The 17,135-nt window shown below is 72.9% G+C and carries 15 protein-coding genes; 12 read left to right on the forward strand and 3 right to left on the reverse strand.

The window, feature by feature from the left end; genetic code table 11:
* Positions 1-3: 3 nt before the first annotated feature.
* A complete protein-coding gene (locus tag IE263_RS20145; RefSeq protein WP_189938493.1) occupies positions 4-1,800 on the reverse strand; it encodes an AMP-dependent synthetase/ligase in 1,797 nt (598 codons plus the stop codon).
* Positions 1,801-2,115: 315 nt separating this feature from the next.
* Here IE263_RS20145 and IE263_RS20150 point away from each other — a divergent pair, with 315 nt between their 5' ends.
* The 6 genes from IE263_RS20150 (at position 2,116) to IE263_RS20175 (ending at position 7,504) form a co-directional block, all read left to right on the forward strand.
* A complete protein-coding gene (locus tag IE263_RS20150; RefSeq protein ID WP_189938495.1) occupies positions 2,116-2,913 on the forward strand; it encodes a metallophosphoesterase family protein in 798 nt (265 codons plus the stop codon).
* A gap of 175 nt (positions 2,914-3,088) precedes the next feature.
* Positions 3,089-3,529, forward strand: coding sequence for an SRPBCC family protein (locus IE263_RS20155; RefSeq protein ID WP_189938497.1), 441 nt, complete (start codon positions 3,089-3,091; stop codon positions 3,527-3,529).
* Between the two features lie 175 nt (positions 3,530-3,704).
* Entirely contained in the window at positions 3,705-4,877 is a 1,173-nt protein-coding gene (locus IE263_RS20160; RefSeq protein WP_189938499.1) for an ArsA family ATPase, read from the forward strand.
* 57 nt (positions 4,878-4,934) lie between these two features.
* Positions 4,935-5,480 (forward strand): DUF5304 domain-containing protein, encoded by a 546-nt coding sequence (locus tag IE263_RS20165; RefSeq protein ID WP_189938500.1) that lies wholly within the window; start codon positions 4,935-4,937, stop codon positions 5,478-5,480.
* Between the two features lie 152 nt (positions 5,481-5,632).
* Complete coding sequence (locus tag IE263_RS20170; protein ID WP_189938507.1) at positions 5,633-6,586, forward strand: ROK family glucokinase; 954 nt, start codon at positions 5,633-5,635, stop codon at positions 6,584-6,586.
* Between the two features lie 165 nt (positions 6,587-6,751).
* Positions 6,752-7,504, forward strand: coding sequence for an endonuclease/exonuclease/phosphatase family protein (locus tag IE263_RS20175; protein WP_189938509.1), 753 nt, complete (start codon positions 6,752-6,754; stop codon positions 7,502-7,504).
* A 54-nt stretch (positions 7,505-7,558) separates the two neighbouring features.
* Here IE263_RS20175 and IE263_RS20180 read toward each other — a convergent pair whose 3' ends face one another.
* Both IE263_RS20180 and IE263_RS20185 read right to left on the reverse strand, forming a co-directional pair.
* Positions 7,559-8,212: a hypothetical protein gene (locus IE263_RS20180; RefSeq protein WP_189938511.1), complete on the reverse strand. Its 654-nt coding sequence runs from the start codon at positions 8,210-8,212 to the stop codon at positions 7,559-7,561.
* Positions 8,205-8,984, reverse strand: a complete 780-nt coding sequence (locus tag IE263_RS20185) for an alpha/beta hydrolase (protein ID WP_189938513.1) — start codon at positions 8,982-8,984, stop codon at positions 8,205-8,207. The genes IE263_RS20180 and IE263_RS20185 overlap by 8 nt, the downstream gene beginning before the upstream one ends.
* 160 nt (positions 8,985-9,144) lie before the next feature.
* Here IE263_RS20185 and IE263_RS20190 point away from each other — a divergent pair, with 160 nt between their 5' ends.
* The 6 genes from IE263_RS20190 to IE263_RS20215 all read left to right on the forward strand — a co-directional run bounded on the left by IE263_RS20190 (position 9,145) and on the right by IE263_RS20215 (position 17,125).
* Complete coding sequence (locus IE263_RS20190) at positions 9,145-9,915, forward strand: lysophospholipid acyltransferase family protein (RefSeq protein WP_189938514.1); 771 nt, start codon at positions 9,145-9,147, stop codon at positions 9,913-9,915.
* Between the two features lie 50 nt (positions 9,916-9,965).
* Entirely contained in the window at positions 9,966-11,204 is a 1,239-nt protein-coding gene (gene macS / locus IE263_RS20195; RefSeq protein ID WP_189938517.1) for a MacS family sensor histidine kinase, read from the forward strand.
* Positions 11,201-11,899: a response regulator gene (locus IE263_RS20200; protein ID WP_229911074.1), complete on the forward strand. Its 699-nt coding sequence runs from the start codon at positions 11,201-11,203 to the stop codon at positions 11,897-11,899. The genes macS and IE263_RS20200 overlap by 4 nt, the downstream gene beginning before the upstream one ends.
* A gap of 105 nt (positions 11,900-12,004) precedes the next feature.
* Positions 12,005-13,033, forward strand: coding sequence for a 6-phosphofructokinase (locus IE263_RS20205; RefSeq protein ID WP_189938518.1), 1,029 nt, complete (start codon positions 12,005-12,007; stop codon positions 13,031-13,033).
* Between the two features lie 34 nt (positions 13,034-13,067).
* Positions 13,068-16,757, forward strand: coding sequence for a CHAT domain-containing protein (locus IE263_RS49540; RefSeq protein WP_189938520.1), 3,690 nt, complete (start codon positions 13,068-13,070; stop codon positions 16,755-16,757).
* Positions 16,758-16,786: 29 nt separating this feature from the next.
* The gene (locus tag IE263_RS20215) at positions 16,787-17,125 is read left to right on the forward strand and encodes a hypothetical protein (RefSeq protein ID WP_189938521.1); all 339 of its coding nucleotides are present in this window, start codon (positions 16,787-16,789) and stop codon (positions 17,123-17,125) included.
* Positions 17,126-17,135 lie beyond the last annotated feature (10 nt).

Consider the following 17,135-nt stretch of genomic DNA (forward strand, 5'->3'; position numbering starts at 1 on the left):
GTACTACTTCGCGTAGATCGCCTCGATCTCGGTCGCGTAGTCCTTCGCCACCACGTTGCGCTTGAGCTTCAGCGACGGGGTGAGGTGGCCCGAGTCCTCCGTGAACTGGGAGGAGAGAATGCGGAACTTCCGCACCGATTCCGCCTTCGACACCGCGGCGTTGCCGTCGTCGATCGCCGTCTGGATCGCGGCCAGCAGGTCGGGGTCCTCGCGCAGCGACGCCGCGGTGGAGCCCGCCGGCTTGGCGTGCTCGGCGGCCCAACGACCCAGGAACTCCTCGTCGATGGTGACCAGCGCGCCCACGAACGGCCGCCCGTCGCCCACCACCATGCACTCCGCGACCAGCGCGTGCGCCCGGATGCGGTCCTCGATCACGGCCGGGGCGACGTTCTTGCCGCCCGCGGTGACGATGATCTCCTTCTTGCGGCCGGTGATCCTGAGGTAGCCGTCCTCGTCGAGGGTGCCGATGTCACCGGTGTGGAACCAGCCGTCGGCCAGCGCCTCCGCGGTCGCGCCGGGGTTGTTCCAGTACTCCTTGAACAGGTGCTCGCCGTGCAGCAGCACCTCGCCGTCGTCCGCGATCCGCACGACCGAGCCCGGCAGCGGCTGACCGACCGTGCCGATCTTCTGCCGGTCCCAGGGGTTGAAGGCGGTGGCGGCACAGGACTCCGTCAGGCCGTAGCCCTCCAGGACGGTGAAGCCGATGCCGCGGAAGAAGTGGCCCAGGCGCTCGCCCAGCGGGGCGCCGCCGGAGATCGCGTACTCGCCACGGCCGCCGAGGACCGCGCGCAGCTTGCTGTAGACCAGCTTGTCGAAGACCTTGTGCTTGATCTTCAGCCCGATCGACGGGCCCGACGGGGTGTCCAGCGCCTTGCTGTACGCGATCGCGGTGTCCGCCGCCTTGTCGAAGATCGCGCCCTTGCCGTCCGCCTGCGCCTTGGCGCGCGCCGAGTTGTAGACCTTCTCGAAGACGCGCGGCACGCCCAGGATCAGCGTCGGCCGGAAGGCCGCCAGCTCGTCGGTGAGGTTCTTGATGTCCGGGACGGTGCCCAGCTTGATCGGCGCCATCATCGGGGCGATCTGCACCAGGCGGCCGAAGACGTGCGCGAGGGGGAGGAACAGCAGGACGCTGCACTCGCCGGTGCGGAAGAGCGGGCGGAGCCGCTCGACGACGTTCCCGCACTCGGCGAAGAAGCTGCGGTGGGTGAGGACACAACCCTTGGGGCGCCCGGTGGTGCCACTCGTGTACACGATCGTCGCCGGGTCGTCGGCCTTGGCCAGCGAGCTGCGCTCCTCGACGGCCCTGTCGGAGACGTCCTGGCCGAGCCGCCCGAGCTCCTCCACGCCCCCGGCCTCGATCTGCCAGACGTGCTTGAGGGCGGGCAGCGAGTCACGCACCGACTCGACGGCGGCGGTGTGGTTGTCCAGCTCGACGATGATGGCGGTCGCGCCCGAGTCGGACAGGATCCACTGCACCTGCTCCGGCGAGCTGGTCTCGTACACCGGCACCGTGACCCCGCCCGCGCACCAGATCGCGAAGTCGAGCAGCGTCCACTCGTAGCGGGTGCGCGACATCAGGCCGACCCGGTCGCCGGGCTGGACACCGGAGGCGATGAGGCCCTTGGCGGCGGCGTGCACCTCGGACAGGAAGGCCGTGGCCGTGACGTCCTGCCAGACACCGCCGACCTTGCGGGCGATGACGGCGACGTCAGGGTGCTGCGCGGCGTTTCTGCGGACGATGTCGGTCAGATTGCCGTCCGCAGGGACCTCGTACAAAGCCGGAAGGCTGAACTCGCGCAAGACTGCTGCTCCTCATAGGGCGCCGGCGCCACGACGTTGTGTGATGCGACGGTGCGGTCCAAGGCTCGGGCAGGTGCTCCGGGTCGCCAGGGGGCCGCGGGGCCCACTGGTTGAAATCCTGAGCACGACTGGACTGCCCGGACGTTACCCGCCGGTATGGCTTCTTCGACAGGGGGTCCCGGCGAGATGTTCGCTGCGTCACACAGATTGGTGTTTTCCTGGCGCACAGTAGTTCATCGACTTACTGACTGGCCAGTAACCGCAGGCCCGGCCGCCACTGTTCACGTATGCCGCACAGGCTTACTCTTGATCGCCATGGCATCCACACCGCCCGGTAACCGCAGGACGCGCATTCATGTGGTCAGCGACGTGCACGGCAACGCGCGTGACCTGGCCCGGGCCGGCGAGGGCGCGGACGCCCTGGTCTGTCTGGGCGACCTGGTGCTGTTCCTGGACTACGCCGACCACTCCCGCGGCATCTTCCCCGACCTCTTCGGCGTGGAGAACGCGCACCGGATCGTCGCCCTGCGCACCTCCCGCCGCTTCGAGGAGGCGCGGGAGTTCGGGGCGCGGCTGTGGGCGGGCATCGGCGAGGACCGGGCGACGGTGATCGAGCAGGCGGTGCGCAAGCAGTACGCCGAGATGTTCGCGGCGTTCCCGACACCGACGTACGCGACCTACGGCAATGTCGACATGCCGCCCCTGTGGCAGGAGTACGCCGGACCGGGGACAACCGTGCTGGACGGGGAGCGGGTGGAGATCGGGGGGTGGGTCTTCGGCTTCGTCGGCGGGGGCCTGCGGACGCCGATGCGGACCCCGTACGAGATCAGCGACGAGGAGTACGCGGCGAAGATCGAGGCCGTGGGCGAGGTGGACGTGCTGTGCACGCACATCCCGCCCGAGGTGCCCGAACTCGTCTACGACACGGTCGCGCGCCGCTTCGAACGGGGGAGCCGGGCGCTGCTGGAGGCGATCCGCCGCACCCGCCCCCGGTACTCGCTCTTCGGCCATGTCCATCAGCCGTTGGTGCGGCGGATGCGGATCGGGGCCACCGAATGCGTGAACGTGGGGCACTTCGCGGGGGCGGGGAAGCCGTGGGCGCTGGAGTGGTGAGCGCCGGTACGGGGCGCGGTGCGGGGCACGGTGTGCGACGGGGTGTGCGACGCGGTGCGCGACGGGGTGAACTCGGCTGGTCGGCCGCGCGGTAGCCTTCACGCTGCACACCCGTGCGCACGCTCGCGCACAGCGACCTCTTCTCTACCGGCCCGCATCTGGAGGAGCCACGGCGATGGCGGAACACACCAGCTCGAGCATCACGATCGAGGCGGCACCGGCCGACGTCATGGCGGTCATCGCCGACTTCGCCCGCTACCCGGACTGGACCGGCGAGGTGAAGGAGGCGGAGGTCCTCGCGACCGACGCGGCGGGGCGCGCCGAGCAGGTGCGGCTGGTCATGGACGCGGGGGCGATCAAGGACGACCAGACGCTGGCGTACACCTGGACCGGTGAGAACGAGGTGTCCTGGACGCTGGTGAAGTCCCAGATGCTGCGGTCGCTGGACGGCTCGTACCTCCTCAGGCCGGAGGGGGACCGCTCCACGAAGGTCACCTACCAGCTGACGGTGGACGTCAAGATCCCGATGCTCGGGATGATCAAGCGGAAGGCCGAGAAGGTCATCATCGACCGGGCGCTGGACGGCCTGAAGAAGCGGGTGGAGTCCGGGCGGTAGGTCGGCACCCGGCGTCGGTGCGGGCCTCGCTGGGGGCTGCCGCCCCCAGCCCCCCGCTTCGGCCCTGAACGGGCCTCGTCCTCGAACTCCCCCGGAAGGGGGTGCCCCGGACGGGCTGTGTTCACCGGCACCGGCAAACAGAGGGCAACCCCCGCGTCCGTTACCGTTCACCCTCATGCGCACCCTCCTGATCACCGGCCCCGGCGGCAGCGGCCGTACGACCGTCGCTGCGGCCACTGCCCTCGGGGCGGCCCGTGCGGGCGTCAAGACGCTCGTGCTCAGTGCCGACCGCACCGACACCCTGGGGGCGGCGCTCGGCGTCAGGACGGGCGCGGCCCCCGTACAGATCACCCCGGCACTCACCGCCTGGCGCCCCGACGCCGCCGCCGGTTTCCGGGACGACCTCGCCGGCTTCCAGGACCGTGCCTCCACCGTCCTCGACCTGCTCGGCGCCTCCCTGCTGGACCCCGAGGAGGTCACCCCGCTCCCCGGCGCCGAGGAACTCACCCTCCTGCGCGCACTGCGGGACGCCGCCCTCGCCGAGGGCGACGATCTTCACGAACTCCTCGTCGTCGACCTGCCGCCCACCCCGCAGGCCCTCGCCCTCCTCGCCCTCCCCGAGGAGCTGCGCCGCTACCTCCGTCGTCTGCTCCCCCCGGAACGGCAGGCCGCCCGTGCCCTGCGGCCGGTGCTGGGGCGCCTCGCCGGTGTCCCCATGCCCGCCGAGTGGCTGTACGAGACGACCGCCCGCTGGGACATGGAACTGGCCGCCGTCGAGGCCGTCCTCGCCGACCGGCACACCGCCGTACGCCTGGTCGCCGAACCCGGACCGGCCGGCGACGACGCCGTGCGCGACGCCCGCCTCGGCCTCGCCCTGCGCGGCCTGCCCGTCGAGTCCCTCGTGGCGAACCGCGTCCTGCCCGAGGAGGTCGCCGACGGCGGTCTCCTGTCCGGGCTGGTGGCCCAGCAGCGGAAGTTCCTGGGGGAGTGGGGCGAGGTGCACACCGTCGCCCACCTCGGTCGCGACCCCCGCGGCGACGACGACCTCACCGCGCTCGCCGTGCCCGGCGTCAACCCGGCCGCCTTCCCCATCGAGTGGCCCGTGGCCGACCGGCTGGCGGAGGACGGTGTGCTCGTGTGGCACATCCCGCTGCCCGGCGCCATACGGGACGACCTCGACCTCATCCGGCGCGGCGACGAACTCGTCGTCACCGCCGGACCGTTCCGCCGGATCGTCCCGCTGCCCTCCGCCCTGCGCCGCTGCACCGTGGCCGGCGCCGCCCTGCGCGAGAGTGAGCTGCGCGTCCGGTTCGCGCCGGATCCCGCGCTGTGGCCGCGGACACGGTGAACGACGTTCCGCCGTTCGGGTAACGTCGTAAGGACGAGCCGTAGTCAGGAGTCCGTCATGAGCGAAGAGCTCCCCCCGTCCGACGCGTGGGGGTCCCCCCGCTCGAGCGAAGCAGAGAGTGGGGGAGAGCAGGAGGCTGTCGTCGAGGAGCCTCGCGCGACCGACGCCGACGCCTGGGCCACCGCCTGCGCCGAGGACCTGGAGGCCGAGAAGGCCCGCCGCCGCGCCCAGCACGGCCCGCCGCCGGGTTCGGCCGCCGAGGAACTGCGCAAGCTCGTCGACACCGTCGCCGACAAGCTCTCCGGCCTGCAGTCCCCGCTGTTCGGCGCGGTCGCCGGGCCCGCCGCCCAGCAGGTGGTCCGCCAGGTCGTCCAACAGGCCAGGGCCGCCGTCGAACCGGTCATCGAACGCAACCCGGACGTCTTCGACCACCTCGCCGCGGCCGGCAACGAACTGCTCGCCGCGTACCGCTCCGCCGTCCAGCACCAGGAGCAGCGCTGGACGGCCCGGACGGCGGATCTGCACCGGGACGACAAGGACCGTGCCGAGCCCCGCGACGGCGACGAGGGCACCGGCCCCGGCCAGCGCATCGACCTGGACTGACGGCCCTCCCTCACCCCGGTCTCTCTCCGGGCCGCGCTCGCGCGAGCCGCGTCGCCTCCGCAGGCCCGCCCACCGGGCGGACGACGGGCCCTCGACGGCAGGGCCTCGGGTACGGTTGGCCGTAGCGGGGCTCGACCGAAACTGAGGGATTCATGGGACTCACCATCGGCGTCGACATCGGCGGCACGAAGATCGCGGCCGGCGTGGTCGACGAGGAAGGCAACATCCTCTCGACCTTCAAGGTGCCGACCCCGGGCACGCCCGAGGGCATCGTGGACGCCATCGCCTCGGCGGTGGAGGGCGCGCGCGCCGGGCACGAGATCGTGGGTGTGGGCATCGGCGCCGCCGGCTACGTCAACCGTCAGCGCTCGACGGTCTACTTCGCGCCGAACATCGACTGGCGCCAGGAACCGCTGAAGCAGAAGGTCCAGGCGCGCGTCAACCTCCCGGTCGTCGTGGAGAACGACGCCAACGCCGCCGCCTGGGGCGAGTACAAGTTCGGCGCCGGCAAGGGCCACCGCAACGTCATCTGCATCACGCTCGGCACCGGCCTCGGCGGCGGCATCATCATCGGCAACGAGCTGCGCCGCGGCCACTTCGGCGTGGCCGCCGAGTTCGGCCACATCCGCATGGTGCCGGACGGTCTGCTCTGCGGCTGCGGCTCCCAGGGCTGCTGGGAGCAGTACGCCTCCGGCCGCGCCCTCGTCCGGTACGCCAAGCAGCGCGCCAACGCCACCCCGGAGCGGGCCGAGGTCCTGCTGGGGTTCGGTGACGGAACCCCCGACGGCATCGAGGGCAAGCACATCTCCATGGCCGCTCGCCAGGGCGACCCGGTCGCCGTCGACTCCTACCGTGAGCTCGCCCGCTGGGTCGGCGCCGGTCTCGCCGACCTCGCCTCCCTCTTCGACCCCTCCGCCTTCATCGTCGGCGGCGGCCTCTCCGACGAGGGCGACCTGGTCCTCGACCCCATCCGCAAGTCGTACAAGCGCTGGCTCGTCGGCGGCAACTGGCGGCCGGTGGCGGACGTGATCGCGGCACAGCTGGGCAACAAGGCCGGTCTGGTCGGAGCGGCGGACCTGGCCCGCGAGCCCGACCCGATCATGTAAGGGCCACTTTTCGAGAGACGTGCGTTCCCCGCGCCCCTGAGGGGCGCGGGGCCGTGTCGATGTGTGGCTCCGCCGCGTGGGCGCGAGCAACCACAACGGACCCGCGGTCGAACGAACACCCCACAACCTCGACCGCAAGGAACGCGCACCACTTATCGTGACGGTATGGTGACGCCACCGCTCCCAGACTCCCGCACGGAACCGGACGGTTCCGCCGTCATCCGCGTCCTCAGCTACAACATCCGCTCGATGCGCGACGACACCGCCGCCCTGGCCCGTGTGATCACCGCCTGCGCCCCCGACCTGGTCCTCGTGCAGGAAGCCCCCCGCTTCTTCCGCTGGCGCAAGAAGCTCGCCCGCCTCGCGGCCGCCTCCGGCCAGGTGATCCTCACCGGCGGCGGCACGGCGGCCGGCCCCGCCGTTCTCTGCTCGCTGCGGACGACCGTCGAGCGCACGGAGGACGTGCTTCTGCCCCTCACCCCCGGTGAGCACCGCCGCGGTCTCGCCACCGCCGTGGTCCGCTTCGGGGGCGCCCGGCTCGGCGTGGTCAGCTGCCACCTCAGCCTGAAGCGGGACGAGCGCTACGAGCAGGCCGGGATGCTCCTCGACCGGCTCGCCGCGATGGGCGTGGAGCACGCGGTCGCGGGCGGCGACATCAACGAGGGGCCCGACGGACGCGCCTTCGGCCGTCTGACCCACACCCTCGAGGACTGCCGGGTGACCGCCCCCTGGGGCGCTGAGCACACCTTCCCGTCCACCGGGCCGAACCGCCGTATCGACGGGATCTTCGTGACCAAGGGGGTGGAGGTACTGGGCTGCGGGGTTCCCCAGGGGCTGCCCGGGATCACCGAGAGCGACCTGAGGGCGGCCACGGACCACCTTCCGGTCCTCGCCGCCCTCAGCATCCCCGTCGACTAGACGACGGCACCCGCGTACCCGTCGATCAGACGACCGTGCCCGCATCTCCGCCGATCAGACGACCGCGCCCCGCCCCGGATCCCCGTCGTCCTCGTCGTCCGGCCGCATCCGCGCCACCAGCGTGGCGAAACCGCCGAGGAAGCCGCCGATGCTGACCGTCGCCAGCCACCAGGTCATGTCCCAACCGAGCAGGATCGACAGCAGGAGCAGGACGGGACCGCCGATCACCCCGAGCCAGGCGAACTTGGCCGTGGTGTCGGCGGCGGGCAGGGGTGGCGGCTCGGGCGGGACGAAGTGGCCCTCGTCGCCCTCGTCGAAGTCCGCCTCGGACGGCTCGGGGGTCGTGTAGTCGCGCGGGCCGACACCGGGCGCGAAGGAGACGGAGCTGCCCAGCGGCTTGGCCGGCTTCTGCTCGTCGCCGGTCTCCTTCCCCGAGCCCGGGCCGGAGCCGGACCCGGTGCCGGAACCGTCCTCGTTCGGCTCCGCCTCGAGCAGCGCCAGGTCCTCGACCGACTTGAACGGTTTGGCGCCCGGCGGATCCGCCGGCTCCTCGCCGTACCCCGCGACGATCGCCGCCCACGCGGCCTCCTCGTCGAAGGGCACGCTCTGCTCCTCCGGCTCGCGGTCGCGGCCGCCCTCGCGGTCGTCGCGGTGTTCGCGGTCGTCGCGGTCCTCGCGGTCCTCGCGGTCGGAGTCGTGCTCAGCCACCTGCCGTCGTCCCTTCCTTGCCGACACTGGGTGCGAGCCGGCCGATGAACGCGAGACTCTCGTCGAAAATCCGGTCCGCGTCGTGGTCCAACGTCGCCACGTGATAGCTCTGTTCCAGCAGAATCTCGGTCACGTCCGTCGACGACACCCGGCTGAGGATCCGGGCCGAGTCGGCGGCCGGCACGACATGATCCCGCACGCTGCGCAGAAGCAGCAGCGGCTGGGTGACCTGTGGCAGCTCTCCGTCGACCAGCCGCAGGAAGGTCCGCAGGGAGTGCGCCGCGTGCAGCGGCACCCGGTCGTACCCGATCTCCAGGGCGCCCTCCTTCGCGATGTCGCTCCTGATGCCCTTCGTCGTGCGCACGAGGTGGCGGGCCATCGGAAGGGTGTAGGCGGACAGGCCGTGCACCTTGTTCGCCGGGTTGACGACCACGACCCCCTCGACACCCTCGCCGTGCTTCGCGGCGAGTCGCAGCGCCAGGGCGCCGCCCATGGACAGCCCGGCCACGAAGACCCGCGCGCAGCGCTCGCGCAGGAGGCGCAGCGCGCGGTCCACCTCGGCGTACCAGTCGGGCCAGCCGGTGAGCGCCATGTCCTCCCAGCGTGTGCCGTGCCCCGGCAGCAGCGGCACGGAGACCGTCAGGCCGTGCCCGGACAGATACCGCGCCCAGGGGCGCAGCGACTGCGGGGAACCGGTGAAACCGTGGCAGAGGAGGACCCCGACCTCCCCGCCCTCACGGCGGTACGGCTCGGCTCCAGGAAGGACCGGCACCTTCGGTCTCCTGTCTTCGTCTGGTCTTCGTGGGAGGGACGTGTGGTTCACCGTACGCGACCGCACTGACACCGACCAGGGCCGTCGGAGCCTTTGACGGTGCTCCGGGTTAAGGTCTGATCGACAGATAACAGGAGGCACTCCGTTGTTGTACGGCGCGATGAAGGTTTCCGTCGGGGGGCCACTGAAGATGATCTTCAGACCCTGGGTGGAGGGCCTGGAGAACGTTCCCGCCGAGGGCCCCGCGATCCTGGCGAGCAACCACCTCTCCTTCTCGGACTCGTTCTTCCTGCCCGCGGTCCTCGACCGCAAGGTGACGTTCATCGCGAAGGCCGAGTACTTCACCACTCCCGGCGTGAAGGGCCGGCTCACGGCGGCCTTCTTCAAGGGCGTCGGTCAGCTCCCGGTGGATCGTTCCGGCGCGCGCGGCGCGGGTGAGGCGGCGATCAGGAGCGGGATCGAGGTCCTGGAGCGCGGCGAGCTGTTCGGCATCTATCCGGAGGGCACGCGCTCGCCCGACGGCCGCCTCTACCGCGGCAAGCCCGGCGGCCTCGCGCGCGTGGCCCTCGCAACCGGCGCGCCCGTGATCCCGGTCGCCATGATCGACACCGAGAAGATCCAGCCGCCCGGCAAGGTGATGCCCAAGCTGATGCGGCCCGGCATCCGCATCGGCAAGCCGCTGGACTTCAGCCGCTACCAGGGCATGGACCACGACCGCTTCGTGCTCCGCGCGGTGACCGACGAGGTCATGTACGAGATCATGAAGCTCTCTGGCCAGGAGTACGTCGACATGTACGCGACCGCCGCCAAGCGGCAGATCGCGGAGGCCGCGAAGGCCGGCAAGGAAGCGGAGAAGGCCGCCAAGGCGGCCCTCGCGCAGGCCGAGAAGGACCAGGCGAAGAAGGAGAAGTCCGAGCGGCCCGAGTCCTAGACAGGACACAATCCGGGCAGGGGCGGGGCCACAAGAAAACGGGGGGGGACATGGCCAAGCGCGAGAAGGTCATGCGGATGTCGGTCGAGGTGCCGCTGTGGCGTGCGCTGACCGCCTACCGGGTGCTGACCATGCTCTACGCGGTCGGCCTGTTCGTCTCCGCCTACGACGACTACGACCGGCCCGGCGTCGCCATCGCCTACTACGCCGTCCTGTGCGTCTGGACGCTCGCCACCCTGCCCCGCGTGCAGAACGCGACCGCCTGCACCAAGCGCTTCCTCGCCGCCGACCTCGCCATCGCGCTCATCGGCATCGTCCTCACCCCGCTCGTCGTCAACGACCAGCACATCCTGGACGGCGGCCCCACCCTGCCGTCGATATGGACCGCCGGCTCGGTCCTCGCGTACGCCCTCAAGGGCGGCTGGCGCTGGGCCGCGTTCGCCTCCACCCCCGTCGCCGTCGCCAACCTCCTTGAGCGCGGCGCCCCCGCCCGCGACACCGTCCACAACGTGATCCTCGTCTGGGTCGCCTCCATCGCCATCGGCTACGTCGTCGAGGTCGCCCGTGCCTCCGAGCGCACCCTCGCCCGCGCCCTGGAGATCGAGGCCGCGACCCGGGAGCGGGAGCGGCTCGCCCGGGACATCCACGACAGCGTGCTGCAGGTGCTGGCCATGGTGCAGCGGCGGGGCGCGGTCATCGGTGGCGAGGCGGCCGAGCTGGGCCGGATGGCCGGCGAGCAGGAGGTGGCGCTGCGCACGCTGGTCTCCGGCGGCCTCGTGCCCGTCTCCCGGGTGTCGGAGGACGAGGCCGAGGGGGCCGTCGTACGCGCGGTGGAGGAGCCCGACGACGACGCGGCCGGCGACGGTCCGGTGGACCTGCGCTCGCTGCTCGCGCGCTTCGCCGCCGCACGGGTCAGCCTCGCCGAGCCGGGCGCCCCGGTGCTGCTGCCGCCGCCCGCCGCACGGGAGCTGGCCGCGGCCGTCGGGGCCGCGCTGGACAACGTACGCAAGCACGCGGGAGAGCACGCGCGCGCGTGGATCCTGGTCGAGGACGAGCCCGACGCGGTGATCGTCTCCGTACGGGACGACGGGCCCGGCATCCCGGAGGGGCGGCTCGCCCAGGCCGAGGGCGAGGGGCGGCTCGGGGTCGCGCTGTCGATCCGGGGCCGGCTGCGCGACCTCGGCGGCAGCGCGGAGCTGATCTCGACGCCGGGGCAGGGCACGGAGGTCGAACTGACCGTGCCGAAGAAGGAAACGAAGGACGCACGGGGGAAGGCAGGCACACGATGAGCGAAGAACAGGGTAGGCAGGCGGGGGCGCGCGGCCTGATCAAGGTCATGGTGGTCGACGACCACCCCATGTGGCGCGACGCCGTCGCCCGGGACCTCGCCGAGTCCGGCTTCGACGTCGTGGCCACCGCCGGCGACGGCGAGCAGGCGGTGCGCCGCGCCAGGGCCACCACGCCCGACGTCCTCGTCCTGGACCTGAACCTGCCCGCCAAGCCGGGCGTCCAGGTCTGCAAGGAGGTCGTCGCCGCGAACCCGGCGCTGCGCGTCCTCGTCCTCTCCGCGAGCGGCGAGCACGCCGACGTGCTGGAGGCGGTGAAGTCCGGCGCGACCGGCTATCTGCTGAAGTCGGCGTCGACGGAAGAGCTGTTGGACGCGGTCCGCCGCACGGCTGTCGGCGACCCGGTGTTCACCCCCGGCCTCGCCGGCCTGGTCCTCGGCGAGTACCGTCGCCTCGCCTCCGAGCCCGCGCCCGCGGCCGGCACCGACGAGCCGGACGCGCCCCGGCTGACCGACCGCGAGACCGAGGTGCTGCGCCTGGTCGCCAAGGGCCTGAGCTACAAGCAGATCGCCGAACGCCTCGTCATCTCCCACCGCACGGTCCAGAACCACGTCCAGAACACCCTCGGCAAGCTCCAGCTGCACAACCGGGTCGAACTCGTCCGGTACGCCATAGAGCGCGGCCTCGACGACGACTAAGGCCCCCGCATTTCACGGGAATTGCACCTCCCGGGGCATATCTGTGTGACCTGGATCACCATTACCGTGACCTTCGTCAGGCAACCGCGGCGAAGGGACACGTCCATGCGCGTCGGAGTACTGACCGGAGGCGGCGACTGCCCCGGCCTCAACGCCGTCATCCGGGCCGTCGTCCGCAAGGGCGTCCAGGAGTACGGCCATGACTTCGTCGGCTACCGGGACGGCTGGCGAGGACCCCTCGAAGGAAGGTCGGTCCGCCTCGGCATCCCCGCCGTCCGGGGCATCCTGCCCCGCGGCGGCACCGTCCTCGGCTCCTCGCGGACCAACCCCCTCAAGGTGGAGAACGGCATCCGCCGGATCAAGGAGACCCTCGCCAGGCAGGAGGTCGAGGCCCTCATCACCATCGGCGGCGAGGACACCCTCGGCGTCGCCGCACGCCTGTCCGACGAGTACGGCGTGCCCTGCGTCGGTGTGCCGAAGACCATCGACAACGACCTGTCCGCCACCGACTACACCTTCGGTTTCAACACGGCGGTCGGCATCGCCACGGAGGCCATCGACCGCCTGCACACCACCGCCGAGTCCCATATGCGCGTCCTGGTCGTCGAGGTGATGGGCCGGCACGCCGGCTGGATCGCCCTCCACTCCGGCCTGGCCGGCGGCGCCAACGTCATCCTCATCCCCGAACAGCGCTTCGACATCGAGCAGGTGTGCGCCTGGGTGACCTCCCGCTTCCGGGCGTCGTACGCGCCGATCGTGGTCGTCGCCGAGGGCGCGATGCCCAAGGACGGCGACATGGTGCTCAAGGACGAGTCGCTGGACCCGTACGGGCACGTCCGCCTCTCCGGTGTGGGGGAGTGGCTGGCCCGGGAGATCGAGAAACGCACCGGAAAGGAGGCCCGCACGACGGTCCTCGGACACGTCCAGCGCGGCGGCACCCCCAGCGCCTTCGACCGCTGGCTCGCCACCCGCTTCGGACTGCACGCCATCGACGCCGTCCACGAGGGCGACTTCGGCACGATGGTCGCCCTGCGCGGCACGGACATCGTCCGCGTCCCGCTCGCGGAGGCGACGGCCCGGCTGAAGACGGTGGACCCCACACTGTACGCGGAGGTCGGAGTGTTCTTCGGCTGACGGACCATCAAACCGTCGGAGAAACGGGGGAATTGTGGCCGGATGGTGGAAGGCGCTGGGCCTGCGGGCGCTGCTGGAGGCCAACGCGGAGACACTCGCCGCCGTCTGGCCCGCCGTACGCGACGGCACAGCCCCGCCGGCCCCGGAGCCCGCGCGGACGCGCTCGCTCGCCGCACTGTCCAGGGCGGCGTCCAAGGCGGCCGCCGGCGGGGGAGACGACGCGCCGGAGCTCGCGGTCGCCCTCCTCGTCGGCGCCGTGCTGCACCGCGCGTTTCCGACGGCCGTGTCACCGGCCCTGCTCCCGCTCGTCGCCCCGTCGGCGGACGTCGACGCCCAGGCGGCCGCCGTCGCCGGCCGGGCCTTCGGCGGCTTCGCCGGCCGGTCCGGCTCGGACCGCACACCGCCCTGGCTGCGCCGCTGGTGCCTGGACGCCGCCCTGCTCTGCGGCAGCCGCTGTCTGCACGGCCCGGCGCCCAGCGACACGGCGCGCGGTAAGGTCCACGACCTCCTCGCTCTGCTCGCGGGCCAGCGCTTCAAGGCGGGCGGCGACCCGGCCGACGAGGACGTCGCGCTCACCCACGCCCGCGCCGCGCTCGACCTGGCCACCGGGCCGGAACGCCCCGATCGCGCCGCCCGCCTCGCCCAGCTGCTGACCAGCCGCTCCCTCCGGCTGCGCGACCCCTCCCTCCTGGAGAACGCCGTCGAGCTGGCCCGGTCCGCGCTCGCCCCGCTGGACCCGGAGAGCTTCGCCTGGCAGGCCCGGGCGGCGCTGACGGTGAGCGCCCTCCTCGCCGCCACCGCCCAGGACACCAAGGACGTCGAACTGCTCGACGAGGCCCTGGACCTGGAACGCGCGATACGGCGCCATCCGCAGTACCACCGCGTCCAGGACGGCTACCTGGGACCGCACGCGGGCCTGCTCGCCCAGCGCTTCGCCCGGCGCCGCGACCCGGGGATCCTGGACGAGGCCATCGCGGCGTACGAGGAGCTGTACGCCCTCGAGCCGGGGCGGTACGCCGCCGATCTCGGCCGGCACCTCCAGTACCGCTATCAGATGCACGGCGACACCGCGGACCGGCACCGCGCCCTGGACCTGATGGCCGAGGGACTCTCCGCCGCACCGGCCGACCAGGAGGCGATCATGTCCTACGGCACCGCCGTGCTGCAGGAGCACCGCGAGTCGGGCGACCCGGAGGCGGTGGAGCGGGCCCTGGCCACGGTGACCCGGCTCACCGCCCCCGGCGCCGCCCACGCCGACGACAGCCAGGTCCTCGGCACCCTCGCCGACCTGCTGCGCGCCACCGGCGAACGGGCCCGCCCGCCGGAGTACGGCCCCGCCGAGGCCGCCGCCCGCCGCTCCCTGGCCCGCGCCGGCACCGCCGAGCACCGGGCCCGCGCGCTGGCCCGGCTCGCCGAGGTGCTCGTGCACCGCTACCGGGCCACCCCCGACCTGGCCCTGCTCGACGAGGCGGTCGCCTGCTGCCGCGAGGGTTCCGCCGTACTGCCGCCGGGTGCCGACGTGCCCCCGCAACTGCCGGGCGCCCTCGTCATGGCGCTGGTCGAGCGGCACGCCCGGACCCGGCACCTCGCCTCCCTGCGCGAGGCGGTCGACGCGGCGGAGTGGCTGGAGAAGGAGACCCCCGACTTCGTCTCCGAACACCCCGTCATCCTGGGCAACCTGGTCGCCCTGATCGTCGAGCACGCCCAGCGGACCGGAGACCCCGCCGAACTCGACCGGGGACAGCGGCTCGTGGAGCACGCCCTGGCCACCACCGCGCCCGGCCACCACTGGCGCAGCCACCTGCTGGTCGCCCTCGGCGGCATCCTGCTCGCCCGCACCCGGCTGCCCGGCGCCGGCCCCGAGGCCGCCGACACCGCCGTACGGCACTACGAAGCCGCCCTGCGGGACGTGCCCGAGGACCCGCGGGGCGCCGCGCCCGTCCTGTACGGCAACCTGGCGCACGCCCTGTGGGCCCGCCACGGTCACGGCGGCGGGCGTGCCGACCTGAAGCGGGCGCTGGAGGCGGCGCGTACGTCCGTACGCATGCTGCCGCCCGGCGAGCCGCGCCGCGGCCACGCCCTCACCGTGCTCTCCCGGATGCTCACCACGACCGCGCTCGCCGACGGCGACCACGACGCCGTACGCGACGAGGTGTTCGCCGTCAACGCCGAACTCGCCGCCGACCCGGGGCAGTCCGCGCGCGTCCGTACCGGCGCCGCTCTGGAGATCGCCACCCTGGCGGGGGCGTCCGGCGACATGGAGCGGTCCCTGGCCGCGGCCCGCACCGCGATGGAGACGCTGCCGCTGCTCGCCTGGCGCGGAGTCGACCGGTCCGAGCAGGAGGAGATGCTCGGCGACATGGCGCGGGCCGGCGCGTTCGCCGGGCTGATCGCGCTGGCCGCCGGACGGCCCGCCGAAGCGCTGGAACTGCTGGAGGCGGGGCGCGGAGTGCTCGCCGCCCAGGCCCTCGAACTACGCACCGAGACCGACGAACTGTCCGCCGAACAACCGGAGTTGGCGGCCCGGCTCGACGCGCTGCGCCAGGACCTGGACCGGGTCGCCGTCGACGGCATGGCGGGCGAGGAGGCGGACCGCCGCCACCGGCTCGCCCGCGAGTGGCAGGAGACCCTGGACGAGATCCGCGCCCACGACGGCTTCCAGGACTTCCTGCGCCCGCCCCGCGCGGAGCAGTTGCTGCGGGCCGGGGAGCACGGACCGGTCGTCATGGTCACCGGCGGACCGCGCAGCGGTGGGTACGCCCTGCTGCTCGACGGCCCCGACATCAAGGCCCTGCCGCTGCCGGGCTTCTCCGAGGCCGAGGCCAGGGAGCGCGGCGAGACGCTGGTGCGGGCCGCTGCCGCCGCCGCCCGCTCCGGCCTGGCCCGCGCCTTCGCCGAACAGGCCACCCTGGACATCCTCGACTGGCTCTGGCGCACGGTGGCCGGGCCGGTCCTCGACGCCCTCGGCATCACCGGCCCTCCCACGCCCGGCGAGGACCCGCCCCGCCTGTGGTGGTGCCCCTCCGGAGCGCTGTCCTTCCTGCCGCTGCACGCGGCGGGCGAGGTACCGGACCGGGTGGTGTCCTCCTACACGCCGAGCGTCGCCGCCCTGCTCCGGGCCCGCAGCGGCACGGCGGCCGGAGCGCACCCCTTGATCGTCGCCGTCCCCGAACTCGACGGCCAGGCACCGCTCCCCGGCGCCCTGCGCGAGGCGGACCTGGCCCACGCGGCGGTCGGCGGCACCCTGCTCACCGGCGACGCGGCACGGGCCGACACCGTCCGCACGGCACTCGCCGCACACTCCTGGGCACACTTCGCCTGCCACGGCGTCCAGGACCCCGAACAGCCCTCCCGGGGACGGCTGTTGCTCCCCGACGGGGAGCTGTCCGTACTGGACATCTCCCGGCTCCACCTGCCCGGCGCCCAGTTCGCCTACCTCTCGGCGTGCGAGACCGCCGTGGGCGGCACCCGTCTGCCCGACGAGGCACTGCATCTGGCCGGAACGCTCCAACTCGCCGGGTTCTCCCAGGTGATCGGCACGCTGTGGCGGGTGGACGACGAGTCGTCGGCCGAGATCGCACAGGGGGTGTACGGGCTCCTGAAGGACACGGGCACGGGCGCCCCGCCGGCCGCCCTCGCCCTCCACCAGGCGGTGGGCCGCCTGCGCGCCCGCCACCCGGACCGCCCGCTGAGCTGGGCCGCGCACATGCATTCCGGGGCGTGAGCGGGGTGATCGGCTCTACGATCGTCGCCGTGGACACAGCCGACGACGATCTCCATGCCGAGTTCTGCCGGGAGTTGGCCACCCTGCGGCTGCTGAGCGGGCCCCGGCGGGCGGCACTCGAACAGGCGGTACGGCGGTTGCGTGAGGGCGCGGCCATCGGCGAGGTGCTCGCCTCGCTCGACGTCGCGCTCACCGCCCCGCTGCTGGCCCGTGCCCCCACGCCCGTGGGGACGCCCGGTCCGCCCGTGCGTGGCAGCTACGTCTGCCCGGTCGGCGCCTGCCCGCGCGTCGAGCGGCGCCGGCCCGGGCAGGGGCCGCCGGAGTGCCTGGTTCACGAACGCGTCCTGAGCTTCGTGGCGGACGGCTGAGGACCGCGCG

This window comes from Streptomyces aurantiogriseus, assembly GCF_014649375.1.
Classification (GTDB): Bacteria; Actinomycetota; Actinomycetes; order Streptomycetales; family Streptomycetaceae; genus Streptomyces; species Streptomyces aurantiogriseus.